Genomic DNA, 25,519 nt, shown 5'->3' with positions numbered 1-25,519 from the left:
CTGGAAATGACTGGTCGCGCGCCGAAGCTGGACCCTGGAGGAGTTCAACTTCCCACGTCGCCATTGAGACGAGCGGCGAGCTGCTTGGGCGCGACATAGCCCGGAATCAGCTCGCCCGTATCGGTCAGGATGGCGGGCGTGCCGCGCAGCCCCAGATCGTTGCCGAGTGCCATATGGGCATCGACCGGGTTGGCGCAGGTCTTGGCCTCGATCTGCTGACCGGACTTGGCCTTGGTCATGGCCGTGCCACGTGCCTCGTTATCCCCGGCACACCACACGGACACGGCCTCTTCATAGGCGGGACTGCCCTTGCCTGCGCGCGGGAAGAAGAGGTACTGAACGCGGATGCCCTCTTTCTCGTAGTCCGCGATCTGGCTATGCAGCTTGCGGCAGTAGCCACACTCGATATCCGTGAAGACGCTGATCGTGTGCTTGGGCTTCTCCGGACTGAAGACGACCATCTCCGACTCGCCGACCTTGTCCAGCAGGCGCTTGCGGGCCTCCGCGAGGCGCGGCTCGGTCAGATCCTTGCGATCCGTGAGATCCACGATGTGGCCGCTCATGAAGTAACGCCCGTCAGCCGTGACATACATGAGATCCGTCCCCGCCATGACCTCGTAGAGTCCGGCGATGGGGGCTGGCTGGATGTTCGTGATCTCCATATCAGGCACCACACCCTTGAGCGCCTTGCGGATCGCTTGCTCGGGTGAAGCGGCAGCCAGAGTGGTTGTCAGGGCCAGCGTAGTGGCGGCGAGGGCGAAGTGGCGGAAAATCGTCATAGGTGTCTCTAGTCTCTGAAGTTAGTGAACTGTAATGGCAAGCCCCAGTCTTCGTCACGCAGCAGCGTGATGACCTCTTGAAGGTCGTCACGTTTTTTCCCTGTCACGCGCAGCTGATCGCCCTGAATCTGAGCCTGCACCTTGCTCTTGCTGGCTTTGATGGCCTTGACCATCCGCTTCGCCGTGTCCGAATCGACACCTTGCTTGAGATTGATGTCCTGCCGGGCGGCATTGAGCGTGGAGACTGGCTCAGCGGGATCGAGGCAGGCCAGGTCAACCTTTCGTTTGACCAGTTTCTGCCGCAGGATATCCATCATCTGTTGGAGGTGGAATTCCTGCTCGCCGGTGAGGAGCACCTTCTCCTCGGTGAGCTCGAAACTGGCGTTGACGCCCTTGAAATCAAAGCGTGTGCCGATCTCGCGATTGGCCTGATCGACCGCGTTGCGGACCTCTTGCAGATCGATTTCGGAGACAACGTCGAAAGAAGGCATGAATGGATCTCTCAGTTTCGCCGAATAAAGCCCTTCACTATACCGGCTCGGCCGTGGATTTTCGCGCTCTCGTGCGGGTGAGGGGTCATGATTCCGGGCTCAACCGCGCGGATGGTGCTGCGCGTGGAGCTGCTTCAGCCGCTCGCGAGCAACATGGGTGTAGATCTGGGTCGTTGAAAGGTCACTGTGCCCCAGCAGCATCTGCACGACGCGCAGGTCCGCGCCATGGTTGAGCAAATGGGTCGCGAAGGCATGGCGCAGGGTGTGCGGGGAGAGGGGTTTCACCACGCCGGCCTCGATCGCATAGCGCTTGATCAGCAGCCAGAAGGTCTGGCGGGTCATGCAATCGCTGCGACAGGTCGGGAAGAGGAAGTCGCTGACGCGCCCGCCGAGCAGATCCGCGCGTGGGCCGCGGACATAGTCCTTCAACCAGGCGCAGGCCTCCTCCCCCAATGGAACCAGCCGCTCCTTCCCCCCCTTGCCGATGATGCGGACGACGCCTTGATTCAGGCTCACCTGGCTGGGCGTCAGGGTCACCAGCTCAGTCACCCGCAATCCACTGGCATAGAGCACCTCCAGCATGGTGCGATCGCGGTGCCCGCGCGGATCCTGGGTATCCGGCGCGCCCAAGAGTGCCTCGACCTCGACTTCGGTCAGACTCTTGGGTAGCGACCGCCCGAGCTTGGGCGCATCGACGCGGGCACTCGGGTCTTCACTGATCATCCCGCGACGCAGCAGATGCTGGTAGAACTGTCGCAGGCACGAGAGGAGGCGCGCGCTCGAGCGCGGCTTGCGCCCCTGCTGCGAGAGAATCGCCAGATAATCCAGTAGATCGAGCCGCTGTGCCGTCAGCAGACTGCGCCCGTGCTGCCGCTCGAGCCAAGCGGCGAAGGCCCGCAGGTCGGATTGGTAGGCCGCAAGGGTATTCTGGCTGAGTCCGCGCTCCATCCAGATCATATCGGCGAACCCCTCGATCACGGCTCTGTCGTCCATCATCCGACACCCCCCATCAGGCGGAAATTCGATCAATCGATGCCACGGCGACCGCAGGACGCCGGCCGCCCGAGCACACCGTCGGTCGCTGAACGCAACGCCACGCCAGCGGCTCCACACACAAGCCGCTCCATGCCAACCTCATGATAACCGGCGGACCAGGGCACCGAGGAGCCCGAGAGAGGCGCACAAAGCTGTGGATAAGTCTGTGAATGAAGCGTCACTTCGACGGGTCAGGCGAGGAACACACAAAACCAATACTGCATGCGATAGCAATACAAAAAATACATTTACATTAAAAATCAATATATTGAAGAAATCGAGAGATGAGCGAATCATCTGAGCGGAGGCACGGGATGCGGATAGCCCTATTCACCCGCACTGTGAACAAGTCCGACCCTTGGGATGCGCGCCGCGGGCTTCGTCACGCCTCAAGACCGCGCCGATCGGCAGCGAGGCCAATGTGCCGCCGGGCCGTGCAACCCGTTCGCCGATCGGTCAGAATCCCCCGCGAACACCCGGCCTGGCCCGACACCCCGTGAACCGATCTGCAAGCGAGCGACGAACCATGCAAGAACCCTTCTGGCAGAACACTGCCCTGAGCGACATGACCGCGGAGCAGTGGGAAGCGCTCTGCGACGGCTGCGGCAAGTGCTGCCTGGAGAAATTCGAAGACGACGAGACCGGGCGCATCATCTATTCGCGCATCGCCTGTCAGCTACTGGATCTCAAGACCTGCCGCTGCGGAGACTATGACAACCGGGCACGCCTCATGCCGGATTGCGTCACCCTGGTCCCCGCAGTGCTCAAGGAGCCGACCTGGCTGCCAGAGACCTGCGCCTATCGGCTCCTCAGCGAGGGAAAGCCGCTCCCCGACTGGCATCCCCTGATCACCGGCGACCCCGAGAGCGTGGCCGGGGCCGGCCAGAGTGTGCGCGGGCGGGTCATCGGCCCGGAGACGGGCGAGAACCCGCTGATGAATCTCATCGACTGGATACGCTGACCGGGCGCCTAGAGCGCCCGGGTCAAGAGTCCCATGTCGCCGGCGGCATGGGGTGTACGGATGTACACCCGCCATCCAGCGCCAGGTGCAACCGACAACGGATCGCCGTCGAGCGTCTTCATCGCCTCCAAGCGAAATTCGCCATTGCCTGCCGGGCTCATGAGTTCCAGCGCATCGCCGATCTGGAAGCGATTCTTGACGTCGATCCGAATCCACCCCGAGTCGCTCCCGCACACCTCCCCGACGAAGATGCGCCGCTGGTTGCGCGAAACGCCGTCGGCGTAGTTCTGCGTCTCGGCGGGCGCATGGCGCCGATAGAAACCCTCGGTGTATCCGCGATTGGCCAGACCCTCCAGATCCTGTCTGAGCACGGGGCGATAGGGCTGGCCGGCGACGGCATCGTCGATCGCCGCCCGATAGACCTGCGCCGTTCGCGCCGCATAGTAGTGTGACTTGGTCCGCCCCTCGATCTTGAGGCAATCGATTCCCATCGCGACCAGCCGTCCGACATGCTCGACGGCCTGAAGATCGCGCGAGTTCATGATGTAGGTGCCATTCTCGTCCTCGAAGACGGGCATGTACTCGCCCGGTCGCTTTGCCTCCTCCAGCAGATAGACGTCATCGGCGGCCGGATGGCGACCACCCGCATCGCGCATCGGCTCGCCTGGGAAGTCCGCCCCGATCGAATCGGACTGCGCCGGCGTCGAGGCACCCAGCCGGTATTCCCAGCGGCAGGCATTGGTGCAGGAACCCTGATTGGCATCGCGATGGTTGAAGTACCCGGAGAGCAGGCAGCGCCCGGAATAGGCGATGCAGAGCGCACCATGGACGAAGACCTCCAGCTCGATGTCGGGGCACGCCTCGCGGATCGCCGCGATCTCGTCGAGTGACAGCTCCCGAGACAGGATGATGCGGGTCAGCCCCTGCCCCTGCCAAAAGCGCACGGCCGCGGCGTTGACGGTGTTCGCCTGCACGGAGAGATGGACGGGCAGGTCGGGCCAACGCTCGCGCACCAGGAGGATGAGCCCGGGATCGGCCATGATGAGCGCATCCGGTCCCAAGGCGATAATGGGCGCCATGTCCTCGATAAAGGTGCGCAGCTTGGCCGCATGAGGCATCAGGTTCGTGGCGAGATAGAAGCGCCGGCCCTGGGCATGCGCCTCGGCGATGCCCGTGCGCAGGTTCGCGAGATCGAAGTCGTTGTTGCGCACCCGCAGGCTGTAGCGCGGCAACCCCGCATAGACGGCGTCCGCCCCATAGGCCAGGGCGTAGCGCATGTTCTTGAGGGTGCCGGCCGGCGAGAGCAGCTCGGGGCCGCTCCCAGGCCGAGCGCGGCTGATCCGATCGCCAGTGATGGTGTCGCTCAACGCAGCACCACCTCGAACGTCTTGTGCTCGTCCGCACCGATCATGCGGGTGCGCACGACCTCGACCAAAACCCGCTCACCTGGCGCTGAATCGAGCATGGCGATACGGATGTCCGCGTAACTCGCAATGGGCTGAGCGCCGATGCGAAGGATCCGGTCGCCGGCCTCCAGGCCAGCGGCCTTGGCGCCGCTCTCCTCGGCGAAGCCCTCGATCGACATCCCGGCCTGGCCATCCTCCGTCTTCAGCATGACGCCCAGCAGGCCGGCACGCGCCAGCTCGACCGCTTGCGGATAGAGGAAGAAATCCGCCGCCGCGGCGTCCGGCTCGCGCGTCGAGCCGTTGAGAACGATCGCCATCGGCACGAGCTGCCGGCGCATCAGCCGACGCGGGATGCCCTGACCGTATTCGATGTGGCCGCCGCCGGACAGGACGACCAGGGTCTTCTCGGGGTGCTCGGCCAGGTAACCGGCGGCACGCTCCGCCATGCCCTCGTCCCAGAGGAGCTGGACATCGAGGAAATGCTCGAAGTCGCGCTGCTGGTCCGCGGGATGGTGTTGAAACACCGTCTCGAGCCGCTGCCGATAGACGGGATCCTCGCGATCCATCTCGGCCGGGATGCGCGCGCGCTCCTCGTCGCTCAGACCTTCGATTCCCACATCGCCGACCTTGCTGGTCAGCTCCGACTCCAGGTTGAGCGCGATGACCGGGATCCGCTGTTCCCGCGCAAAGCGCAGAATCGGCCGATAGAGTCGATAATCGAAGCGCCAGCGGTCGAAATATTCCGTGCGCCGCAGGAATTCCGACTCATCGATCTTGCCTTCGATATAGTCGTCGACATCTTGCTGGAACGGCTGTTGGAAGAATTCCATGCCGATCGCCAGCGACTTGCCGCGTGCGTGCAGGCCCTGAATGACGGCGAGCTGATTGAGGTGGTCCTCGTAACGGTCGTGCTGCTCACCGACGAAGATCACCCGGCGATCGGCGAGCTTATCGAAGAGCGCGTCCATCCCCGTCAGGGCCGAGGCGTCCAGCACCCGGGTCTGATTGCCCTCGACAGCGCTCGCGGAGGCCGCTTGAGCGGCCTCATGCGCCAGCGCTGCGTTCGGCATCGGGCCGGCCAGGATCAGAACGACCGCGAAGGCCGCTAGTGCGTGAGTTCGATGTGACATGAGCTCCCCTTGTCATCATGGACCCGCGGGTCCGTCTGTTCGGGCACGCGAAGCTTGCCTCTTGGAGGCTGTGCCCTTGCGAAATATGGATACTGTCAGACAATGCCATTCCCCGACATGCAGACCATGCCGCGCCGCTTGCGTTCAAGCGGCCTTGCGAGAACCAGATCCAGACGAGCGGTCTTCCTCGCCGCCGTGGCGTTCTTCTCGCCCATCGCCGTGCTCGCGGCCACGCCGCAGATCGAGCATCGTCTCGCCGTGCGCCTGGAACCCGACACCAGCGGCCTTCAGGTCGAAGACGAGATGCGGTTCCCCGAGGGGAAAAGCGAGTGGATCATCATCCTGCACTCAGACCTCGATCCGCGGGTGACGCATGGCGAGGCTGAACTGACCGAGCTGGACCGGGCCGGGCACCTGAGCCGCTACCGCCTCCAGCTCGATACGCCCGGTCCCGTCACCATCCGTTACGCCGGGAGCATCCGGCACGCGATGGAGCAGATCGACGAGGGCATGGGCCGCATGCGGCAGTGGTCGCTCGGGGTCATCCGGCCGGAGGGGATCTTTCTCGACGGCAACAGCGGCTGGTATCCGCGCGTGCCCGACAGCCTCCAGACCTTCCAGCTCAGTGCCCAGCTGCCTGCTGGCTGGACGGCGGTTTCGCAGGGGGCAGGCCCTGGCGACACCGCCACCGGGCGCTCGACCTGGACCGAGCCCCACCCGCAGGACGACATCTACCTCATCGCCGGACGCTACCACGTCTATCGCTCGGACGCCGAGGGATTCGAGGCGCAGGTCTATCTGCGCGAGCCGGACGCGGCGCTGGCGGATCGCTATCTCAAGGCGACGCACGACTACATCGGACTCTATTCGAACATGATCGGCCCCTACCCCTTCGCCAAGTTCGCGCTGGTGGAGAACTTCTGGGAGACGGGCTATGGCATGCCCTCGTTCACCCTGCTCGGCCCCAGCGTGATCCGGCTGCCCTTCATCATCCGCACCTCCTACCCGCATGAGGTGCTGCACAACTGGTGGGGCAACAGCGTCTTCGTGGACGATTCAGGCGGCAACTGGTGCGAGGGGCTGACCAACTACCTGGCCGACTACTGGCTCAAGGAGCAGGCCGGCCAAGGCGCCGAGGCGCGCCGGGAGATGCTGAAGAGCTACGGCGACTATGTGCGGGAGGGAACGGACTTTCCGCTCGTCGAGTTCCGCGGCAAACACGATCTCGCCTCGCAGGGCATTGGCTACAGCAAGGCCGCGATGGTCTTCCACATGCTGCGCGGACGCCTGGGGGATCCGCTCTTCGAGGCCGGGCTCAAGGCCTTCTACGCACAGAATCAGTTCCGCGCCGCCAGCTATGACGACCTCCGCGCCGCCTTCGAAGGCGTCAGCGGGCAGGATCTCGGGGGCTTCTTCCGCGCCTGGACCAGGCAACCGGGGGCTCCGTGGCTCGCACTCGCGGATGTCCGGGTCGATCGCCATGAGGGGCGCTATCGCCTCTCCGGGCGGATCCGGCAGGAGCAGCCAGGCGCCGCCTTCCCGCTGCGCATCCCCCTGGTCGTCGCCCAAGAGGATGGCAAGTCGACCCGACGCTTCGTCGAGAGCGATGGGGCGGACACCGCGTTCGAGGCCGAACTGACCTCCCAACCCGTCCGCGTCGCCGTGGATCCCGACTTCGATCTCTTCCGCGCCCTCCTGCCCGGAGAGACGCCGATCACCCTCAGCACGCTCTTCGGCTCGGACAGCGGCCTCATCCTGCTGCCAGCTGACGCGCCGAGACCGCTCAAAGAGGGCTACGCGCGGCTCGCGCGCGCCTGGCAGGGCGGGCACCCCCAGTGGCAGGTGCGCGAGGACGCTGAGATCGACGACCTGCCGAGCGACCGGCCGGTCTGGATCCTGGGGTGGGAGAACCGCTACCTGGAGGCATTCGCGGAGGATGCGTCCGGCTTCGCGATCGACACGCCAAAACGCCAGATCGATCTCGACGGCGGTCAGGTGGATGGCCAATCGGAGAGCCCAGTGCTCACGCGCGACCTCAAGGGCCGGCAGCTGGCCTGGCTCGCCACGGCGGAGCCGGCCCAGCTCGTCGCGCTCGCCCGCAAGCTGCCGCACTATGGCAAATACAGCTACCTCGTCTTCAGCGGCCCGGACTCGAGCAACCGCATCAAGGGCCAATGGCCCGCGGGGGATTCAGCATTGACGCTCCAGCTCGTCCCAGGGCCGCCCTGACCGCAACGCGCGGCCCCGGAATCAGCGCCGCGACCGGCGCCCGAGCCGCAGCAGACCGAAAAGGCCGCCGACGAGGAAGCCGAGACCGATGAGGAGGCCGACCCAGGTCGGCGCGATGCCACGGTCCTCGATCATGGGCATGTCCGGCTGCTGCGGCAGCACCCAGATGGGCAGCGGGTCGCCAGCGGCGACCCTGGCCCGCAGCCGGTCCGAGACCAGGTCACGCACCTCGTAGCGCCGCTCGGCGAAATCATAGGTGTAGCGCAGGACATCGTTGCCGCCGGCGAGAGCCTCGAAGCCTGTCACCACCCCGAACAGACGGACGCCTTGCGTGCGCAGCTGGTGCTCCGTCTGCAGCCGCGTCGTGACCATGGCGCAGAGCGCGGCGCCAAAGAAGGCGATCCCCAAGTAGGCGAAGACCCCAGGCTTGCGCCGCGCGCCTAGGAATCTCAGAAGCACGGGCACACCACCAGGAACGACGCGAAGGCCGCCGATGCCGGCGCGGAGGGCTGACGCCGCCGACCGCCAGGCGGCTCAGGCCACCGACTGGTAGTAGAGATTCTGCGGGTGCTTGGCCTCGGCGAAGAAGGACCAGCGCTCGGCCATGAGGCCGACGAACTGGACCAGGAAGGCCAGGATCGGCAGGTTCGGAGACTCGGTGACATGGGCCGCGCCGATCAGCAGCACGGGGAGCGGGAACACCAGGATGAGAAAGGCATAGCGAACCATGTCCACCACCCGATCACTCTGGCCGTGGAAGAACTCGCGCGTATTGAAGCTACCCCCCATGGCTCCCTGCGAACGCTGAACCAAGGCGTTGTGGCGCACGCCGATGGCGGTCTGAACGGTGCTCTTGCGCTTGATGCGCCCATTGCGCCGCAGATGCATCAACCGTGAGCCGATTCCGACGAAGGTCAGGATGACGGCCCAGGTGCCGAAGAAGGTGACCAGCGGATTGCCGATGTAGGCCGAATAGGCCGCCGCCAGCATGAAGCCCGAAGCGGCGCCGAAGAAGATGAAATTGGTGACCGTCAGCGGCGTATGCCATTCCTGCAGGAACTTCACGCCCGCGTAGATCATGGCGGTGCACACGAAAAGGGCAAGGCTCGCCAGGGTGCCAACGATGCCGAGCAGGAGCGTGACGTCGACCTGAAGCGAGGCGCCCAGTTGAAAGAGCGGATTCGTCCAACCCATCCAGTGCGCCGCCGCATAGGCAAACACCAGGGCCATCACGATCGGCAGGATGATGACCTCGCGGGACAGCCAGGAGGTCCGCCATTTGGACGCGGCGCGCCAGGCACGCTCAGGCCGCCCGAGGTGGAAAAAGGAGGCAACCAGCCCGGCAATCAGAAACACCAGGGCAACCAGGCTGCCGATGGCATAGAACTGGTCCTTCTGAGCTTCCACAAACTGTGCGATGGCGTAGAGCTGGCCGGTGACCATCGCCAGATAGAGACCTTGACCGGCACCGATCAGCGTGGTCAGGAAGATGACTGAAAAGGCAGGATGCATGGTGTTCGGTCCTGGGGAGCTAGTTCTCGATTACGAAGGGCGTCGTTCAGTTGTCAGTTGTCAGTTGTCAGTTGTCAGCTTCAGACATCTGGTCGTTGCCGACTCTTCTCTGCCCACTGACAACTTCTTATTACCAAGCCACGTCGTCCAGCGTCTCTTCACCCGTGTAGGTGGTGAGATCCTCTTTGCGCAGCGGGTTATCGACGCGCGTGAGCTCGTCCTGATCGATATGCATCTGGGTCTTCTGCCGCGGCAGATAGTGATTCGCCGGCTTGGTGCCCCATTCTGGCATGAGCTGGTAGCCGCCACGCTCGCGGATGGCGATCGACACCTCGGAGTCGGGGTCGTGGACGTCGCCGAACAGCCGCGCGCTGGACGGACAGGCCAGGACGCAGGAGGGCTTGCGGTCGCGCTCGGAGAGCTTGGGGTCGGTGATGCGATCGATACAGAGGGTGCATTTCTTCATCACCTTCTGCTCTTCGTCGACCTCTCGCGCGCCGTAGGGGCAGGCCCAGGAGCAGTACTTGCAGCCGATGCACTTGTCGTAGTCGACCAGCACCACGCCGTTGTCCGGCCGCTTGTAGGACGCACCCGTGGGGCAGACCGGCACGCAGGGTGGCTCCTCGCAGTGCAGGCAGCTCTTGGGGAAGTGCACCGTCTCGGTGTTCGGGAAGGTCCCAACCTCGAAGGTCTGCACACGGTTGAAGAAGGTCCCGGTCGGCGAGGCGTCATAGGGATTCTGGTCCACCATGGGACCGGCCCAGCCGGAGGTATTCCACTCCTTACAGGAGGTCACGCAGGCATGGCAGCCGACGCAGACATTGAGATCGATGACGAGTGCGAGTTGTGTCATTGCTTAGTCTCTAGCCACCAGCTCATTTCTTTCCAATTACGCCAGCGACGTACGCCTGCCACTTGCCGCGTTTCTTCTCTTGCCCGGGGAGGCGCGGCATGGCCTTGAACTGGGGCGAGGTCATCTTCGGCTCCTTGTCATCAGCCTTGTAGACGCGGACGCGAACGTCGAACCAGGCTGCCTGGCCAGTCACCGGGTCGGCGTTCGAGAGATGCTCACCGGCATCGTGCGCAGGCAGCTCCTCGGCGATGAGGTGATTGAGCAGAAAACCCTTGCGAGACTCATCGGCGTCGGCGCTCAGGCCCCAGGCGCCGGACGCCTTGCCGATCGCGTTCCAGGTCCAGACGGTGCCGGGCTCGACCGCCTCGGAGAAACGGCACATGCAGCGAACCTTGCCGTGCGTCGACTCGACCCAGACCCAATCGCCGTCCTTGAAGCCGTTCTCGATCCCGACGCTCGGGCTGAGGAAGAGATAGTTGTGGCTGTGAATCTGACGCAGCCAGGCATTCTGGCTATCCCAGCTGTGGTACATGGCCATGGGCCGCTGTGTCAGGGCATTGAGCGGATAGCGCCGCGTATCGACCATCTGGTCTTCCAGCGGGTCGAAGTAGAAGGGCAAGGGATCGAAATAGGTCTCGACGCGCTTGCGCAGTCGGTCCGGCGGTTGCCGACCCGGACGCTTGCCCTGCGCGGCGAGGCGGAAGCGCTGCAGGATCTCGGAGTAGAGGTGCAGGGTGATCGGCTCCGCGTAGCGCACCATGCCGTGGGCGCGCGCCCAGTGCAGATAGCCCTTGTTCCAGTTGCGCATATACTGGTAATTGCGCGGCAGCTCATGATGGAAAAAGCTGCCGTTCTTGGCGTACATCTCCCACTGGCGCGGATTGGGCTCGCCCTTGAGCACCTGATCCCCGCTCTTGCCGCGCCAGCCGGCCAGGAAGCCGATGCCGGAGCCAGGCGAGGTCTCGTAGTTGACGATGAAATCCGGGTAGTCGCGGTACTTGCGCGTGCCATCTTCCTTCGTGAAGGCGGGCAGCTTGAGCCGCGAGCCCAGCTCGATGAGGACGTCCTGGAAGGGTTTGCACTCGCCCTTGGGCGGCAGAACCGGGATACGCACCGCGTCCACCGGACCATCGAACTCGGAGATCGGCCGATCCAGCATGGAGAGCGCATCATGGCGCTCCAGGTAGCTGGTATCCGGCAGCACCAGATCCGCGAAGGCGACGGTCTCCGAGGCGAAGGTATCGCAGACCACCAGGAAGGGGATCTTGTACTCGCCGTCCGGATTCTTATCGACCAGCATCTTGCGCACTTCGCCGGTGTTCATGGACGAGTTCCAGGCCATGTTGGCCATGAACAGCAGCAGGGTGTCGATCGGGTAGGGATCGCCGCGCCAGGCGTTGGTGATGACGTTGTGCATCAGGCCGTGAACCGAGAGCGGATACTCCCAGGAAAAGGCCTTGTCGATGCGCACCGCCTCGCCCTCGGCATCGACGAAGAGATCCTCCGGCTTGGCCGGCCAGCCGAGCGGCAGCCCGTCCAGCGGGGTGTTGGGCTGGACCGCCTCGGGGCCGTGCGGCGGCTTGGGACAGGGCGGAATCGGACGCGGATAAGGGGCCTTGTGCCGGAAGCCGCCCGGGCGGTCGATGGTCCCCAGCACCGTCATGAGGATGCCGAGCGCGCGGATGCTCTGGAATCCGTTGGAGTGTGCGGCGAGGCCGCGCATCGCGTGAAAGGCCACGGGATTGCCGGTGACGGACTCGTGCTCGTTGTCCCAGCAATCGGTCCATTTGATCGGCAGCTCGATCTTCTGGTCCCGCGCCATCACGCCCATTTCGTGCGCCAGGCGGCGGATGGTCTCGGCCGGGATGCCGGTGATGGGCGCCGCCCATTCCGGCGTGTATTGCTCCAGACGCTCCTTCAGCAATTGGAAGGACGGCTTGACCGGTGTCCCGTCCTCCAGCGTATAGCTGCCCATGAGCCGCGGATCCGCACCCGGCGTATGGGTGCTGATGGGGCCGTCGATATCGCGGTCCCACCAGAGCTTGTTCTGAGGGTCGAAACAGCCCTCCTCCACATGCATCTCGGCACGATAGAAGAGCCCATGGTCAGGTCGACTGGGATCGTCGACGACCAGTTCGGCCGCATTGGTGTACTGAACCAGGAACTCCCGATCGAAGAGTCCCAGCTTGAGGATCTCGTGGGTGATGGCGAGGATCAGCGCACCGTCCGTGCCTGGCTTGATCGGAACCCATTCGTCGGCGATCGCCGAGTAGCCGGTGCGGATGGGATTGATCGAGATAAAACGCCCGCCGCGGCGCTTGAACTCGGAGATGGCAATCTTCAGCGGGTTGGAATGGTGGTCCTCCGCCGTGCCGATCATGACGAAGAGCTTGGCCCGCTCCAGATCGGGACCGCCGAACTCCCAGAAGGATCCGCCGATGGTGTAGATCAGGCCGGCCGCCATGTTGACCGAGCAGAAACCGCCATGTGCGGCGTAGTTCGGCGTGCCGAACTGCTTGGCGAACATGCCGGTCAGGGCCTGCATCTGATCGCGGCCGGTGAAGAGGGCGAACTTCTTCGGGTCTTCCGCGCGCAGCTTGGAAAGACGCTCTTCCAGCATCTGGAAGGCCTCGTCCCAGGAGATGACCTCAAAGGCGCTCTCGCCCCGCTCCGCGCCCGCCTTGCGCCGCAGAGGCTTGGTCAGGCGCCCCGGCGAATACTGCTTCATGATGCCGGAGCTGCCCTTGGCGCAGATGACGCCCTTGTTCAGCGGATGATTCGGGTTGCCGTCGATGTAGCGAACTTCACCATCGCGCAGGTGCACGCGGATACCGCAGCGGCACGCGCACATGTAACAGGTCGTCTCCTTGACCTCGACTCGGCCAACGTTGCTGTCCGAGTGGCTGACTGGGTCCTGCATGGGTGCACCTATAAGCGGGATCGCGACGGGATAATCCGAACATTCTAATATTCGGAGGCGGGCGGTTTCAAACCCGCTCAATACTCGGGATTGAGGGAAGCGCGGGGAGCCGGCATCCGAGCCGAGGTGAGGTGAGACGGGACCGGCCAGGACTGACGCATGGCCAAAGGATAAAAAGATAAGGGGCCGCACGCGGCCCCTTACGCATCAGCGCACTTGAGAGCGCGGACAGACCTCAGGCGGCAGGAAGCCAAGCGCTCAGACGCTCACGCTCTTGCTCGATGTCCACGCTGAAGAAGTGACTGAGCACGCCGAGCGCTTCGTCCAGATCCTCGCACGGCCACTCGCCGGTGACGGTGCGGCAGTTCCAGTCTTCGACGTGGAAACAGCAGTGTCCACCCTTGGCGGCACCCTCGGCATCGAACCGTAGTTTGTAACCGGTCGATGTCACAGGATCCCATTTATAACGGATCGCGTTCTCGCTTATTTCGAACATGGCTGGCCTTCGTAGAATTCAAGAGTCTGAGTTTGAGCTAATCGTGCTTGAGCTGGTCGTTTGAGCGGATCTGAGAGACGCCTACCCCACCCTGGATCACGCCTGAGTTGCCAGCTGACATCGCTAAATGAGTCGTCTTCGCAACAAGACCGTCTCAGATAGGTTGCATGCCGCATCTCGTGGCTTAAGTCTAGTACAAAAAAGCAACAAACGGCAAGGGTAAAGGTCTGCTATTTCGCCGTAAAACGTGATGTATTACCAGTCTTTCAAGGATTGACGACGAAGACGCCAGGGAGCCGACGGTCCGTTTCAGAGTGTTTATTTTTTACAACAAAACACCCTGACCCGATTGTCAACCTGTCAACTTGTCAACCACGCAAGCCCGAGCCCATGATGGAGCACCATCGATCAAAGATTAGTCGCTCCAAAGAGGCAAAAATGTGGCGTATCGCACCCATTCGAGTGCAAGCGGGCGGGAATCGAGCGGGGAGCGTGGAGCCAGGCATGAGATCCCACAGGACGCCAGGTCGCAAAAGCCCTTCGGCATGCCCTTCGCCTTGCGTTCAGGTCGATCACGCCTGACCCGCGTGCCGAGTGGCCAGTCGAACTCCTGGATCGTCCACCCACCTGGATGGCCCGTTGATGCATGAGCACCGCTCGCTGGAAACCGGCGAGCGGTCAGTTATGGCCGGATGCAGGCTCAGAGCAACGGCTGACCCGTGTGGAGCCCCAGCGGATCCTTCGGATCGACGCGCGACATGAAGGTGAGTTTGCGATCGTTGTTGGTGACCTGATAGACGAGCCCCATCCAGTTGCCGATGACACCCTCGGCCGTGTCGTGCCAGGTGTTGTGGAGCCCCCCCGCAATGCGATGCTCGGGAAATTCCGGCAGCTGGCCGCCGGCGTCCAGGGCGGCGCGGACATGTGCGCGGTGCTCGTCGAGAATGGCCCGCGCCTGAAGCCCGAAGTAGTTGTCCGGGAAGACCGGATAGTCGGCGCGGACACCGGTCGCGAAGCGATGCACCTCGCGCTTGTACTCCTTGAGCAGCGAGATGGTGTCGTATTCGGGATGCCCCTGGAGGAAGACCTGCCTGAAGCCGTCCGGGCTCACGGCCAGATGGACGCCGGCCTCGGCACTCTCGGCGAGCACCTGCAGACCAGCCGCGACGAACTGCTCGTGGCTGATGTCATTGAACCTGGAGTGAGGCACGTCGAAACGGGTGTTCACATCGCTCACCAGCGGATGCGCGCGGGCGACCACGCGATGCGGAAAGACACCCCAGCGCTTTGCGGGCAGTCGCTGGCGGCGTTGCTGATAGCGGAACTGCATCACCGCATGGGTCGCCAGGCAGGAGCAGAGGGTGGAGCAGACGTGCGCGTAGGCCCAGTCGACGACCTCGATCAGGGGCTGCCAGAAGGGCTCTTGAGCGAGGTCTGGCCCGCTGACATTGGCGCCCGTGATGATGAGCGCATCCAGACCCTCGTCGCGGATCTGCTCGAACGGCTGGTAGTAGCGCCGGATATGCTCCTGGGCCTCGGAGCCACGCGCGAGCCCATCGAGAGTGAAGGGGTGCACATAGAACTGCGCGATCTCATTGCTCTGACCGACGAGGCGGAAGAACTGGCGCTCGGTGGCCGCGAGGGCCGCGTCCGGCATCATGTTGAGCAGGCCGATGTGCAGCTCGCGAATGTCCTGGTGCAGCGCCAGCTTCGGATCCAGGATCTGTTGACCCTCCTCGCGCAACCGGGCGAAGGCAGGCAGGGCATTGTGGGCGACGATAGGCATGGGCGGTCGACATCCAATTACGCATGGGCCCGAGCCTTGGACTCGGGACGCGACATCACTTATCCGGCAGCGGTCCGAGCGATGGCTGACTCGATCAGCTCGATGAAATCCGGCTCGTCGCGCACGCGGGCGACGTCTTCGGAGGACACCGTATAGCCGTGCGGCCGGGCGATCGCCTCATAGCGCGGGACCCGCGAGTGGAAGAGCCGCGGGAAGACCCAGCGGGTGAAATCGTCGGGATCGATCTCCGCCACATAGTCCAGCGCGCGCAGCTCCAGGTAGTCCTTGATCGCGGTCTTCAGGAACTCAGGGCGGTAGTAGAGCGGCTTGGGATCGGCCTGGGCACGCTGGATGAGCTTGATCTCATCCGCCTCCGGGACGCGAATGTAGAGGATGAGGCTGTGCGCGGCCAAGAGGTCGATGACCCGTGGCTCGTCCAGCTCGCAGAGGCTGCCACCCACGTCATTGACGATGTGGGCATAACTGTAGATCTCCTGCGCCTTGCGCACGAAGTCCGGCAGATCCAGCATGGCGGCGATCTCAGCCTCGCGGTAGAGCGCCTGCCGTCGGCTGAACTCGTCCAGCGGCACACCGCCGAGCTCCGGATTACCGAGCTTGCCGATGAAGCTGAGCACCGGCCCCAGGTCATTGACCTTGATATTGTTGCGGATGGCGATCCAGTCCCGCCGCAACAGCTCGCGCAGGAAGGGCTCGCGCATCGCCCGCGCCTTGATGAGGTCCAGGATCGGCTCGTCCAGATAGCGCGTGCCGATGCGGTAGTCGCCCGAGTAGTGGAACCAGTCGTTGCGGCGCAGCGTCGCGGACAGGTAGGTCTTACCGACCCCTGACATGCCGAGCAGCGTGACGCACTTGTGCTTCCAGGCACGGAATTCGTCGACCGTGAATTTCAAGAGCGAAACTCCAGAGCAGTGAATGAAGACCCGCCCGCCCCGGCACGGTCGCCGCCGATGGCGCTCGACCAGGGACGCCTCCGGGCAATGAGCGGATGCGAGTGATGCAAGGCGCGATGGTAATGCAGGGCTAGCACCCTTGCCATTGCGCGCAGCGGACGCGTGGCGAACCTACTCCCGCGCCGCCAGCCCCTCCCAGCGCGCGTAGGCCTGCTCGAGTGCCAGATCCACCTCCCCGAGTCGAGACTTGAGCGTGGCGACCGCGTCGGGCTCCGATTGGTAGAGCGCCGGATCCGCCAGCCGGGCATGCAGCTCGGCCTGCTCCGTCTCCAACGCCTCGATCCGCCCTGGCAGCTCATCGAGTTCGCGTCGCTCCTTGTAACTGAGCTTGACCGCATCGCCCTTGGGCTGGGTGGCCTGCGGTTTGCCGGTAGCCGGCTTGGACTTGGGCGCCGCCACTGGGTCCGGGACCGCCGGCGCCGGGCGCTGGCGCAGCCAGTCTTCATAACCGCCGACGTACTCGCAGACCCGCCCGTCGCCCTCGAAGACCAGGGTGCTGGTCACGACGTTGTCCAGCAGGGCGCGGTCGTGGCTCACCAGAAGCAAGGTGCCGGCGAGCTTGACCAGGAGTTCCTCCAGCAGTTCGAGCGTCTCGGTATCCAGATCGTTGGTGGGCTCGTCCATCACCAGGAGATTGGCCGGCCGCGTGAAGAGCTTGGCCAGGAGCAGTCGATTGCGCTCCCCGCCTGAGAGTGCCTTGACCGGCTGGCGAGCCCGCTCGGGGGTGAAGAGAAAATCCTTGAGGTAGGACAGCACATGGCGGCTGCCCCCCTCCACCTCGATCTGGTCGCTGCCACCCGCGACATTGTCCTGCACGCTCTTCTCTGGATCGAGCTGGGCACGCAGCTGGTCGAAGTAGGCGACCTGGAGATTGGCGCCGCGCCGGATGCAGCCCTGCTGGGGCTCCAGATCGCCGAGCAGGAGCTTGAGCAAGGTGCTCTTTCCCACCCCGTTGGGGCCGATGATGCCGATCTTGTCGCCGCGCAGGATGAGCGCACTGAAGTCGCGGACGACAGGTCGCTCGCCCCAGCTGTAGCTCACGCCCTCGGCCTCCGCGACGAGCTTGCCCGAGCGGTCCGCCTCGGTCACGCGCAGACGCGCGGTGCCCTGCAGCTCGCGACGTTCCAGCCGCTCCTCGCGCATCGCCTCAAGGGCGCGCACGCGGCCTTCGTTGCGCGTGCGGCGCGCCTTGATGCCCTGGCGAATCCAGACCTCTTCCTCGGCGAGCCTGCGATCGAAGTGGGCGGCGGCCTGAGCCTCGGCATGCAGGCGCTCCTCGCGCCGGCGCAGGTAATTGGCATAGTCGCCCGGCCAGTCGGTGATCTTGCCCCGGTCGAGCTCCAGGATGCGCGTGGCGACGCGCTGGAGGAAGCGGCGATCATGGGTGATGAAGAGGAGCGAGCCAGGAAAGCCAATCAGCAGCTCCTCGAGCCAATCGATGGCCTCGATATCCAGATGGTTGGTCGGCTCGTCCAGGAGCAGCAGATCCGGCTCGGCGACCAATGCACGCGCCAGCAGCACGCGCCGTTGCTGACCGCCCGAGAGCGCCGCGAAGCGCGCCTCGGCGTCGAGCCCGAGCCGCGAGATGACCCGCTCGGTGCGCTGCTCGATCTCCCAGCCACCGCCGTCCTCCAGCCGATGCTGGATGTGGGCGAGTCGCGCCAGCGCATCGTCTGTCGGCTGTTCGCCCAAGGCATGTGATCTCTGGAAGTACTCCCGAACGAGATCCCCGAGTTCGCCCAGTCCGGAGGCGACGACTTCGAAGACGGAGGCGTCTTCGCCGCGCGGGATCTCCTGAGCGAGGCGCGCGATGGTCACGCCCTGTGCGACGCGCCGTTGTCCGCCATCGGCCTGGGCTTCGCCCGCGATGATGCGCAGCAAGGTGGACTTGCCGGCACCGTTGCGGCCGATCAGACAGACACGCTCACCGCGTTCGATGCTGAACGAGACCTCGTCGAGCAGAGGTGGCATCCCGTAGGACAGGGTGATCGAGTCGAGACTAAGCAAGGTCATGGAATTTCCTGGCGATAAAGGTGTCGATGCAACGGGGGAATGGGGTTGGCATCGCTGGAGACCGCCGCGATGCGGTTCGCGCCTGGCGATGCGCCACCTGTCCAACCGAGACGACTTGGGTTAGCCGGTTCGCTAGGCGACGAGCGGATGGTCCATCGAACGCGTGGACGCGGGCGGGGGTCGAGCCACCGTGGGGACGCCTGGAGCCTGTCCACTCTCACGGTGAGCGGGCGCGAACCTGCGCTCATTCACTGACACCCCGACTCCAGCGCGGAGACCGGACTTTGGGTTAGTATTGTACGCTTGCGCAGAGCGCTAGCTCCTTTTGGTTTAGGGATCGACTGACGCCGATGACGAGAACCGTGACACTCCGTGAAGCCTGGTCCGGCGGGGCGAATTGCATGAACTGCTCGCTGCGGACGTCCGTGCTCTTCGCGGGCCTTCAAGAAGCAGATTTCGAGCGGATCCATGATCCCATCGACCAGTTCACCCTGAAAGCAGGTGCACACCTCTATCACGCGGGCGATGCCGGGGGCCACATGTTCACGGTGCGCAGCGGCGTGCTGAAACTGGTGCAGTATTTGCCGGACGGCAGCCAGCGCATCGTGCGGATCGTGCGCGTCACCGATGTCCTGGGTCTGGAGTCGATCCTCGAGGACACCTATCACCACGACGCCATTGCCCTGCATCCGACCGAGGTCTGCCGTTTCCCCGCCCGACTCGTCCGCGAGCTCGGACAGGAGAACCCCAGCCTGCATCGGGAGCTGATGGCGCGCTGGCAGCATGCGCTCTCCGAGGCCGACGCCTGGCTGACCGAACTGTCGACCGGCTCGGCCCGCCAGCGCGTGGCAAGATTGCTGCTTCGCCTGGTGCGCGATCGCGAGACCAGCGAATGCCAGCTCTTCAGCCGCGAAGACATGGGCGCCATGCTGGGCGTCACCACCGAGACGACCAGCCGCACCATCGCGGAATTCAAGCGCCAGGGGCTGCTGGTCGAAACCGCCCCCAACCTCTTCCTGCTCGACATCCCCAATCTGAAGCGCATCGCGGAAGACTGAGTCTCGGCATGCGCGCGCAACCACCGCATCCGGCCGCAACACGGCTGCTGCGGGCGCCCGCGTTGACTGATTTCAATGCCGCAACCGTCATCCCCGGGTAATCTGCCGCGCATCCAGTTCCAGAGGCCACGCGCCCAAACACGCAGCGGGAGCCCTGGCCGCGGGGAAGCAAGGGGTCGCAGCCCGCCCGGGCGGCAGCGTCCTTAGACAGCACCCCACCACCACACCGCAGTCCCGCTGCCCATGCCAACCAGCCCCATTGCCGGCGGATCCAGCCATGAAACAAACCGTCTCCGTGAACGAGTATCCGGTCTTCTGCCTGGAGATCGACCGCAGTGAAACCAGCCTGGATTCCGTCGAAGCCATCTGCGGTTACTTCCGCGCCTGCATCGAAGCGCACCGGTCGGCGGTTTTCATTGCCGAGTTCGACCACTTCGCCCACACGCAGAGCCTGCCTGAAGGCCACATCGGGGAGGACATCCGCGCGGCGAAGAACGTCGTCTTCTGCTTCGGCATCTCGCTGCCGAAACCGGAGCTGCTCGCCTGCCGGCCGCGCTCCATCGGTGTCGCCGAAACCGACCGCGGCTTCTTGATCACCTTCCTGGAGACCCCCATGCCGGTTGCCAATGCAGCCATGGAGGATTGGGCTGTCGGACTCTGCAAAGCGGAGACGGCGGCGGCCTGATTGAGGCAGACTGAATCCCCTGATATCACTCAGCCTTGGAGAGCCCATGCGCATCGCCGTCACCAGTCAGAACTTCAAGACCATCACCGGCCATGCCGGCAAGACCAGACGCTTCCTCATCATGGAGAGCGACGGCACCGGCCCCGCCGACGAGGTCGGCCGCCTCGATCTGCCCGCCCAGATGTCGCTGCACGACTACCATGGCGACGATCACCCGCTGTTCGGCGCAAGGATCGACGCGGTCATCACCCAGAGCGCGGGGCGCGGCTTCGTCGAGCGCCTGGCGCGTCACGGCATCGCGGTCCACACGACGAGCGCCACGGATCCGCTCCAGGCGGCGGCGGATCTCGCCGCCGGACGCCCGCTACCTGCCGCTGCGCCGCATGACGACGAGCACAGCCATGGACAGGATCAGGTGCAGATTCCGCTCAAGACCCGCTGAACGCCAGGCTTCCGGCGCCGCATCCAGTCAGGATCGAAGACCATCCGATGCCTTTCGACCAGGCGACACGGGCCCGTTGCGGCTGGTACGACAGCCGTGCCAGACGCGCACCGGCCAGCTGCAGGGCACGGCCAGACGTCACGACCGGCAGATTCCAAGCATTGATCCAACCCTCTCCTTCTGGTCTTCCGCGCTCCCGAAAGACCACCCCAACCCTCTGACAACGGTGCGCCGATGCCTTTTAATGACCCTATAAAAAATAAGTCGATCAATGACATGGGAGAAATCTTTCCGTAGGAGCCCAATCTGGTCTAGTCTCCCACGACTGACGCAAAGGTCACGACGGCGTCCCCGATCCAAGGGGCGATACGATGACCCAGCGTCGAATTCCCAACCGTCCGTGGCATCGGGTCACGGGTCCTAGGAGAATTTCACATGCTCGACAGCTCCATGATCGAACTCTCGCGGTGGCAGTTCGCCTCAACCGCGCTCTACCACTTCCTGTTCGTCCCCCTGACGTTGGGGCTTTCCTGGATCCTCGTGATCATGGAGAGCGTCTATGTCATGACAGGCCGTGAGATCTACCGGGACATGACGAAGTTCTGGGGCAAGCTCTTCGGCATCAACTTCGCCCTCGGCGTCACCACCGGACTGACCATGGAGTTCCAGTTCGGCACGAACTGGGCCTACTACAGCCACTACGTGGGCGACGTGTTCGGCGCACCCCTGGCCATCGAAGGCTTGATGGCATTCTTCCTAGAGTCGACCTTCATCGGTCTCTTCTTCCTTGGCTGGGAGCGGCTCACCAAGCGCCAGCACCTAGGCGTCACCTTCCTGACCGCGCTGGGCTCGAACCTCTCCGCGCTGTGGATCCTGATCGCGAACGGCTGGATGCAAAACCCTGTCGGCTCGGAGTTCAGCTACGAAACCATGCGCATGGAAATGACCAGCTTCATGGAGCTGCTGCTCAATCCTGTCGCTCAGGTGAAATTCGTCCACACGGTCGCGGCCGGCTATGTGACGGCCTCCATGTTCGTACTGGGAATCAGCGCCTGGTACATGCTGAAAGGGCGCGATCTGGCATTCGCCAAGCGCTCCTTCTCGGTCGCCGTGGGCTTCGGTCTCGCCTCCATCCTGTCGGTCGTCCTGCTTGGCGACGAATCAGGGTACGAGGTCGGCGACGTTCAGAAGGTAAAGCTCGCCGCCATCGAGGCCGAGTGGGAGACGGAGCCGGCTCCGGCGGCCTTCACCATCTACGGGCGCCCGGACAACGAGACGCAGGAAACGCACGACGCGATCAAGGTGCCTTGGCTGCTTGGCCTCATTGCGACGCGCTCGCTCGACGAGCAGGTCATCGGGCTCAAAGACCTGATGCGCGAGCATGAGATCCGCATCCGCAGCGGCATGATCGCTTACGATTACCTTGAGCGTCTCCGCGGCGGCGAGGACACGGAGGCCAACCGCGCAGTCTTCGATGAGCACAAACAGGATCTGGGTTACGGCCTGCTGTTGAAGCCCTACACGGAGGATCCGGCCGAAGCGACGGAAGAGCAGATCGCACTGGCGGTCAAGGACTCGATACCAGAGGTTGCCCCAGTCTTCTGGACCTTCCGCGTCATGGTCGGCGCAGGCGTTTGGATGCTTTTCCTTCTGGCGCTGGGCTTCTACTTCAATGCACGCAGGTCGATCCAAGACAAGCGCTGGCTGCTGAGACTCTTCGTTATTAGCATCCCGGTGCCATGGATCGCCGCGGAAACGGGGTGGTTCGTCGCTGAATTCGGCCGTCAACCCTGGGCGATCGGTGAAGTGCTGCCCACCAGCATCGCCGCCTCCAGCCTGACCGCGAACGACCTCATCATCAGCCTGTCCGGGTTCATCCTCTTCTACACCGTCCTCTTCGTCATCGAGATGTACTTGATGTTCAAGTTCGCCCGGCTCGGCCCCAGCTCGCTGCACACGGGCCGCTATCATCACGAACGCGAAACCGGACATGCCGGCGGCATGACACCGGCGACAGCTCCTCAGAAACAGGCCGACTAAAGCGGAGACAGATTGATGATTCTGGATTATGAAACCCTGAAGTTCGTCTGGTGGGTGCTGGTCGGGGTACTCTTCATCGGCTTCGCCGTGACGGATGGCTTGGACATGGGCGTCGGCGCCCTGCTGCCCTTCCTCGGCAAGACCGATAGCGAGCGCCGCGTCATCATCAACACCGTCGGGCCGCATTGGGACGGCAATCAGGTTTGGTTGATCACGGCCGGCGGCGCCATCTTCGCCGCCTGGCCGCTGGTCTACGCAAGCGCCTTCTCCGGCTTCTACTTCGCCATGCTGCTGGCGCTCTTCGCGCTCTTCTTCCGACCGGTCGGCTTCGACTATCGCAGCAAGATCGCGAATCCACGCTGGCGAAATGCCTGGGACTGGGGGCTGTTCGTCGGCGGCGCCGTGCCGGCGCTGGTCTTCGGCATCGCCTTCGGAAACCTCCTGCAAGGCGTTCCCTTCCACCTCGACGACCTGCTCCGTCCTTACTACAGCGGCGGCTTCTTCGGCCTGCTGAACCCCTTCGCCCTGCTCGCTGGCGTGGTCAGCCTCGGCATGCTCGTGACGCATGGAGCCATCTGGCTGCAGCTGCGCACAGCCGAGCCGATTGCGACACGCGCCAAGGTCGTCGCCAAAAAGGCCGGCTTGGTGACCATCGTCGCCTTCGCGCTGGCCGGCGTCTGGTTAAGCTTTGGCATCGACGGCTATCGCGTGGTCTCCATGCCGGCCCTGGACGCGACCCCCAACCCACTCACGAAGGAAGTGGTGCAGGAGGCTGGCGCCTGGCTATCCAACTACGGCCAGTATCCCTGGACGCTGCTCTTCCCGCTCATGGGATTCGGCGGCATGGGGCTCGCCATTTTGGCATCGATGTCAGGTCGGGCCGGGCTCGGGCTCATCGCCAGCAGCCTCGGGTTGTCGGGCATCATCGTGACGGCTGGAGCCGCCATGTTTCCCTTCATCATGCCCTCGAGCACCAACCCCAACAGCAGCCTGATCGCCTGGGATGCCGTGTCGAGCCACCTGACATTGACCGTCATGTTCTGGGCCGCGGTCATCTTCGTCCCACTCATCCTCATGTACACGACTTGGACCTACACCAAGATGTGGCGACGCGTCACGGTTGAGGAGATTGAGGCACAGGATCACCTGGCCTACTAACCAGAAGACAGACGCGCGACTTGTCGATTGGCGACACCGAACCGATCCGCCAAACCGACAAGCCGCCGTCACCAACACTGAAGAGAGGAACAACCGATGTGGTACTTCTCCTGGATACTGGGCGTCCTCCTCGCACTCGCCTTCGGCATTATCAACGTCATGTGGTATGAGTCGGAGCAGTGCATGGGGGCCTCGGACGATAATCCGTCTAGCTGACCCGGGCACCACTCGCCCCCAACAAAAAACGCGGCCTGACAGCCGCGTTTTTTGTTGGGCAATCGCGCGCGCCCAGGCACGCCTGGCCCATCCGATGCTCGATCCTCTCGACCACGACGGAGCCTCGAAACGGATGTTGAGTGCACAACAGATGCGTTCGCTTCCTGAGTTCTTTGCCGATGTGCCCGATCCACGTCGCGCCCAAGGTCGGCGCCATCCCTTATCGGCAGTGCTCACCATCGCCGCAGGCGCGGTGCGCGTGGCTAAAGGCCATCGCCGCATGGGCGCAGGATCTTAGCCAGGCCGCCCGTGCGCGCTTTGGCTGCCGCTATCGTCACGGGCGCTACGAGGTCCCGAGCCGCACCCGCATCCGCGATGTGCTCATGCGGGATGGTGACGGGTGCGACCAGAAGTGAGCCAGCGTCCGTCGGTTGGGCCGACGTTAGGAGGCCCAACGTGCGCCGTTTCGTTGGGCCTCGCAGTTGAGAAATGATCATTTGATGGTCGTCTGAATGACACGATTGATGCGGTTCGTTCCTCACCGTATCCTGCGCGGGCTGGACGGATCGCCAAGGCCGACCGGATCCGGCGCTGTAATCTGGGGCGGAAAAAGATCGACGCCCGGCGTCGCCGCACCCAGCAACGATTACGCACCATCGCCGATCGGTCCGCGCATTCCATCGTGGACAAGGCCGCGTTGGCGGTCTCCGAAGCGTTAACGTCGCCCATTGCCCGCAAGGTGCAATGGACGCGATACCCCCGACGCATGAGCGGATGGGCGAAAGGCGCGCTTGCCGACGCCCTCGACTCGGTGTGTGAGCAGCGCAGCGCCGAGCCTGTCTTGGTCAACGCGACCTAAGCTCTACTCCGGCCAAAACGCATCATCCATGATCTGGGCGAAGGTGAAGGGACATGACGTCGGAAAGGTCGATTCCGCCAACCCGGTCTCGCGTTCAGCCTCGATCAAGGCCAGTCGATAGGCTCGCGTGATGGCTTGATCGAGTTTCGCGGTCAGGCTCGGATTATCCTCCAGGTGGGCCTCCAGCCGGATGCGCTGCTCCTTGACGGACAACCGCCAGGAATTCCCGCGACGCCCAGGCTGAAAACGCCACTTCAGGAGATGGAGAAGCAGCACCACCAAGCGGTTGACAAGCTCGCGCTGTTCGCTTCGACCCATGCTCTCGATTTCCTCGATCTGGGGTCTCCACTTAACCGGAGTAAACTCCAAGGGTGACTTACCCTCATGCTGGCGTTGATTATCCGCGGACTGCGGGCGAGTTCCAGTCCTGGTTTCGCACCGATGCGGACTGCCTCGACTACCTGGAGTGGCTCCGGTGG

General features: G+C 63.9%; 23 protein-coding genes. 9 read left to right on the top strand and 14 right to left on the bottom strand.

The genetic code is table 11. The features are described 5' to 3' along the window. Positions 1–44: 44 nt before the first annotated feature. The 3 genes from CKO23_RS06225 to xerD all read right to left on the bottom strand — a co-directional run bounded on the left by CKO23_RS06225 (position 45) and on the right by xerD (position 2,266). Positions 45–779 carry a DsbC family protein gene (locus tag CKO23_RS06225; protein WP_200329151.1) on the bottom strand — a complete coding sequence of 245 codons (735 nt, stop codon included), beginning with the start codon at positions 777–779 and terminating at the stop codon, positions 45–47. Positions 780–787: 8 nt separating this feature from the next. Then, complete coding sequence (locus tag CKO23_RS06220) at positions 788–1,270, bottom strand: YajQ family cyclic di-GMP-binding protein (protein ID WP_200329149.1); 483 nt, start codon at positions 1,268–1,270, stop codon at positions 788–790. Positions 1,271–1,369: 99 nt separating this feature from the next. Continuing rightward, on the bottom strand, positions 1,370–2,266 hold the full coding sequence (xerD, locus tag CKO23_RS06215; RefSeq protein ID WP_200329147.1) for a site-specific tyrosine recombinase XerD: 897 nt from the start codon (positions 2,264–2,266) through the stop codon (positions 1,370–1,372). Positions 2,267–2,831: 565 nt separating this feature from the next. Here xerD and CKO23_RS06210 point away from each other — a divergent pair. After that, the gene (locus CKO23_RS06210) at positions 2,832–3,266 is read left to right on the top strand and encodes a YcgN family cysteine cluster protein (protein WP_200329145.1); all 435 of its coding nucleotides are present in this window, start codon (positions 2,832–2,834) and stop codon (positions 3,264–3,266) included. 8 nt (positions 3,267–3,274) lie between these two features. Here the strand turns inward: CKO23_RS06210 and trhP are convergent, their stop codons facing one another. Next, a complete protein-coding gene (trhP, locus tag CKO23_RS06205; protein WP_200329324.1) occupies positions 3,275–4,543 on the bottom strand; it encodes a prephenate-dependent tRNA uridine(34) hydroxylase TrhP in 1,269 nt (422 codons plus the stop codon). Between the two features lie 86 nt (positions 4,544–4,629). Continuing rightward, positions 4,630–5,802, bottom strand: a complete 1,173-nt coding sequence (locus CKO23_RS06200; RefSeq protein WP_200329143.1) for a ChaN family lipoprotein — start codon at positions 5,800–5,802, stop codon at positions 4,630–4,632. Positions 5,803–5,904: 102 nt separating this feature from the next. On the opposite strand from CKO23_RS06200, the gene CKO23_RS06195 reads away from it, so the two are divergent. Continuing rightward, positions 5,905–8,031 (top strand): M1 family metallopeptidase, encoded by a 2,127-nt coding sequence (locus CKO23_RS06195; protein ID WP_242482255.1) that lies wholly within the window; start codon positions 5,905–5,907, stop codon positions 8,029–8,031. 21 nt (positions 8,032–8,052) lie between these two features. Here CKO23_RS06195 and CKO23_RS06190 read toward each other — a convergent pair whose 3' ends face one another. The 8 genes from CKO23_RS06190 to CKO23_RS06155 form a co-directional block, all read right to left on the bottom strand. Next, a complete protein-coding gene (locus tag CKO23_RS06190; protein ID WP_200329141.1) occupies positions 8,053–8,490 on the bottom strand; it encodes a DUF3592 domain-containing protein in 438 nt (145 codons plus the stop codon). A 75-nt stretch (positions 8,491–8,565) separates the two neighbouring features. Further along, entirely contained in the window at positions 8,566–9,543 is a 978-nt protein-coding gene (gene soeC, locus CKO23_RS06185) for a sulfite dehydrogenase subunit SoeC (protein ID WP_200329139.1), read from the bottom strand. 130 nt (positions 9,544–9,673) lie between these two features. Next, a complete protein-coding gene (soeB, locus tag CKO23_RS06180) occupies positions 9,674–10,396 on the bottom strand; it encodes a sulfite dehydrogenase subunit SoeB (RefSeq protein WP_200329137.1) in 723 nt (240 codons plus the stop codon). 22 nt (positions 10,397–10,418) lie between these two features. Beyond that, entirely contained in the window at positions 10,419–13,316 is a 2,898-nt protein-coding gene (soeA, locus tag CKO23_RS06175; RefSeq protein WP_200329135.1) for a sulfite dehydrogenase subunit SoeA, read from the bottom strand. Positions 13,317–13,551: 235 nt separating this feature from the next. After that, entirely contained in the window at positions 13,552–13,812 is a 261-nt protein-coding gene (locus tag CKO23_RS06170) for a hypothetical protein (protein ID WP_200329133.1), read from the bottom strand. Between the two features lie 700 nt (positions 13,813–14,512). Continuing rightward, the gene (gene metA / locus CKO23_RS06165; protein ID WP_200329131.1) at positions 14,513–15,598 is read right to left on the bottom strand and encodes a homoserine O-succinyltransferase MetA; all 1,086 of its coding nucleotides are present in this window, start codon (positions 15,596–15,598) and stop codon (positions 14,513–14,515) included. Positions 15,599–15,657: 59 nt separating this feature from the next. Further along, positions 15,658–16,509, bottom strand: coding sequence for an ATPase (locus CKO23_RS06160; protein WP_200329129.1), 852 nt, complete (start codon positions 16,507–16,509; stop codon positions 15,658–15,660). Between the two features lie 171 nt (positions 16,510–16,680). Continuing rightward, a complete protein-coding gene (locus tag CKO23_RS06155) occupies positions 16,681–18,582 on the bottom strand; it encodes an ATP-binding cassette domain-containing protein (protein WP_200329127.1) in 1,902 nt (633 codons plus the stop codon). A 350-nt stretch (positions 18,583–18,932) separates the two neighbouring features. Here CKO23_RS06155 and CKO23_RS06150 point away from each other — a divergent pair, with 350 nt between their 5' ends. The 7 genes from CKO23_RS06150 (at position 18,933) to CKO23_RS06120 (ending at position 24,597) form a co-directional block, all read left to right on the top strand. Next, entirely contained in the window at positions 18,933–19,640 is a 708-nt protein-coding gene (locus CKO23_RS06150) for a Crp/Fnr family transcriptional regulator (protein WP_200329125.1), read from the top strand. Positions 19,641–19,917: 277 nt separating this feature from the next. Then, a complete protein-coding gene (locus tag CKO23_RS06145) occupies positions 19,918–20,325 on the top strand; it encodes a DUF6858 family protein (RefSeq protein WP_200329123.1) in 408 nt (135 codons plus the stop codon). 46 nt (positions 20,326–20,371) lie between these two features. Next, the gene (locus tag CKO23_RS06140) at positions 20,372–20,767 is read left to right on the top strand and encodes a NifB/NifX family molybdenum-iron cluster-binding protein (RefSeq protein WP_200329121.1); all 396 of its coding nucleotides are present in this window, start codon (positions 20,372–20,374) and stop codon (positions 20,765–20,767) included. Positions 20,768–21,202: 435 nt separating this feature from the next. Beyond that, positions 21,203–22,807, top strand: coding sequence for a cytochrome ubiquinol oxidase subunit I (locus CKO23_RS06135; protein WP_200329119.1), 1,605 nt, complete (start codon positions 21,203–21,205; stop codon positions 22,805–22,807). A 15-nt stretch (positions 22,808–22,822) separates the two neighbouring features. Beyond that, positions 22,823–23,965, top strand: a complete 1,143-nt coding sequence (gene cydB, locus CKO23_RS06130) for a cytochrome d ubiquinol oxidase subunit II (RefSeq protein ID WP_207168458.1) — start codon at positions 22,823–22,825, stop codon at positions 23,963–23,965. Between the two features lie 96 nt (positions 23,966–24,061). Next, positions 24,062–24,181: a cytochrome bd-I oxidase subunit CydX gene (cydX, locus tag CKO23_RS06125; RefSeq protein WP_200329117.1), complete on the top strand. Its 120-nt coding sequence runs from the start codon at positions 24,062–24,064 to the stop codon at positions 24,179–24,181. 179 nt (positions 24,182–24,360) lie between these two features. Next, the gene (locus CKO23_RS06120; protein ID WP_200329115.1) at positions 24,361–24,597 is read left to right on the top strand and encodes a hypothetical protein; all 237 of its coding nucleotides are present in this window, start codon (positions 24,361–24,363) and stop codon (positions 24,595–24,597) included. A 446-nt stretch (positions 24,598–25,043) separates the two neighbouring features. Here CKO23_RS06120 and CKO23_RS06115 read toward each other — a convergent pair whose 3' ends face one another. Next, on the bottom strand, positions 25,044–25,409 hold the full coding sequence (locus tag CKO23_RS06115; RefSeq protein WP_274600195.1) for a DUF29 domain-containing protein: 366 nt from the start codon (positions 25,407–25,409) through the stop codon (positions 25,044–25,046). Positions 25,410–25,519: the final 110 nt, after the last annotated feature.

Origin of the sequence: Thiocystis violacea (genome assembly GCF_016583565.1) — a bacterium.
In the GTDB taxonomy this organism is placed as follows: Bacteria; Pseudomonadota; Gammaproteobacteria; order Chromatiales; family Chromatiaceae; genus Thiorhodococcus; species Thiorhodococcus violaceus_A.
This window is presented reverse-complemented; position numbering and strand designations above follow the sequence as displayed.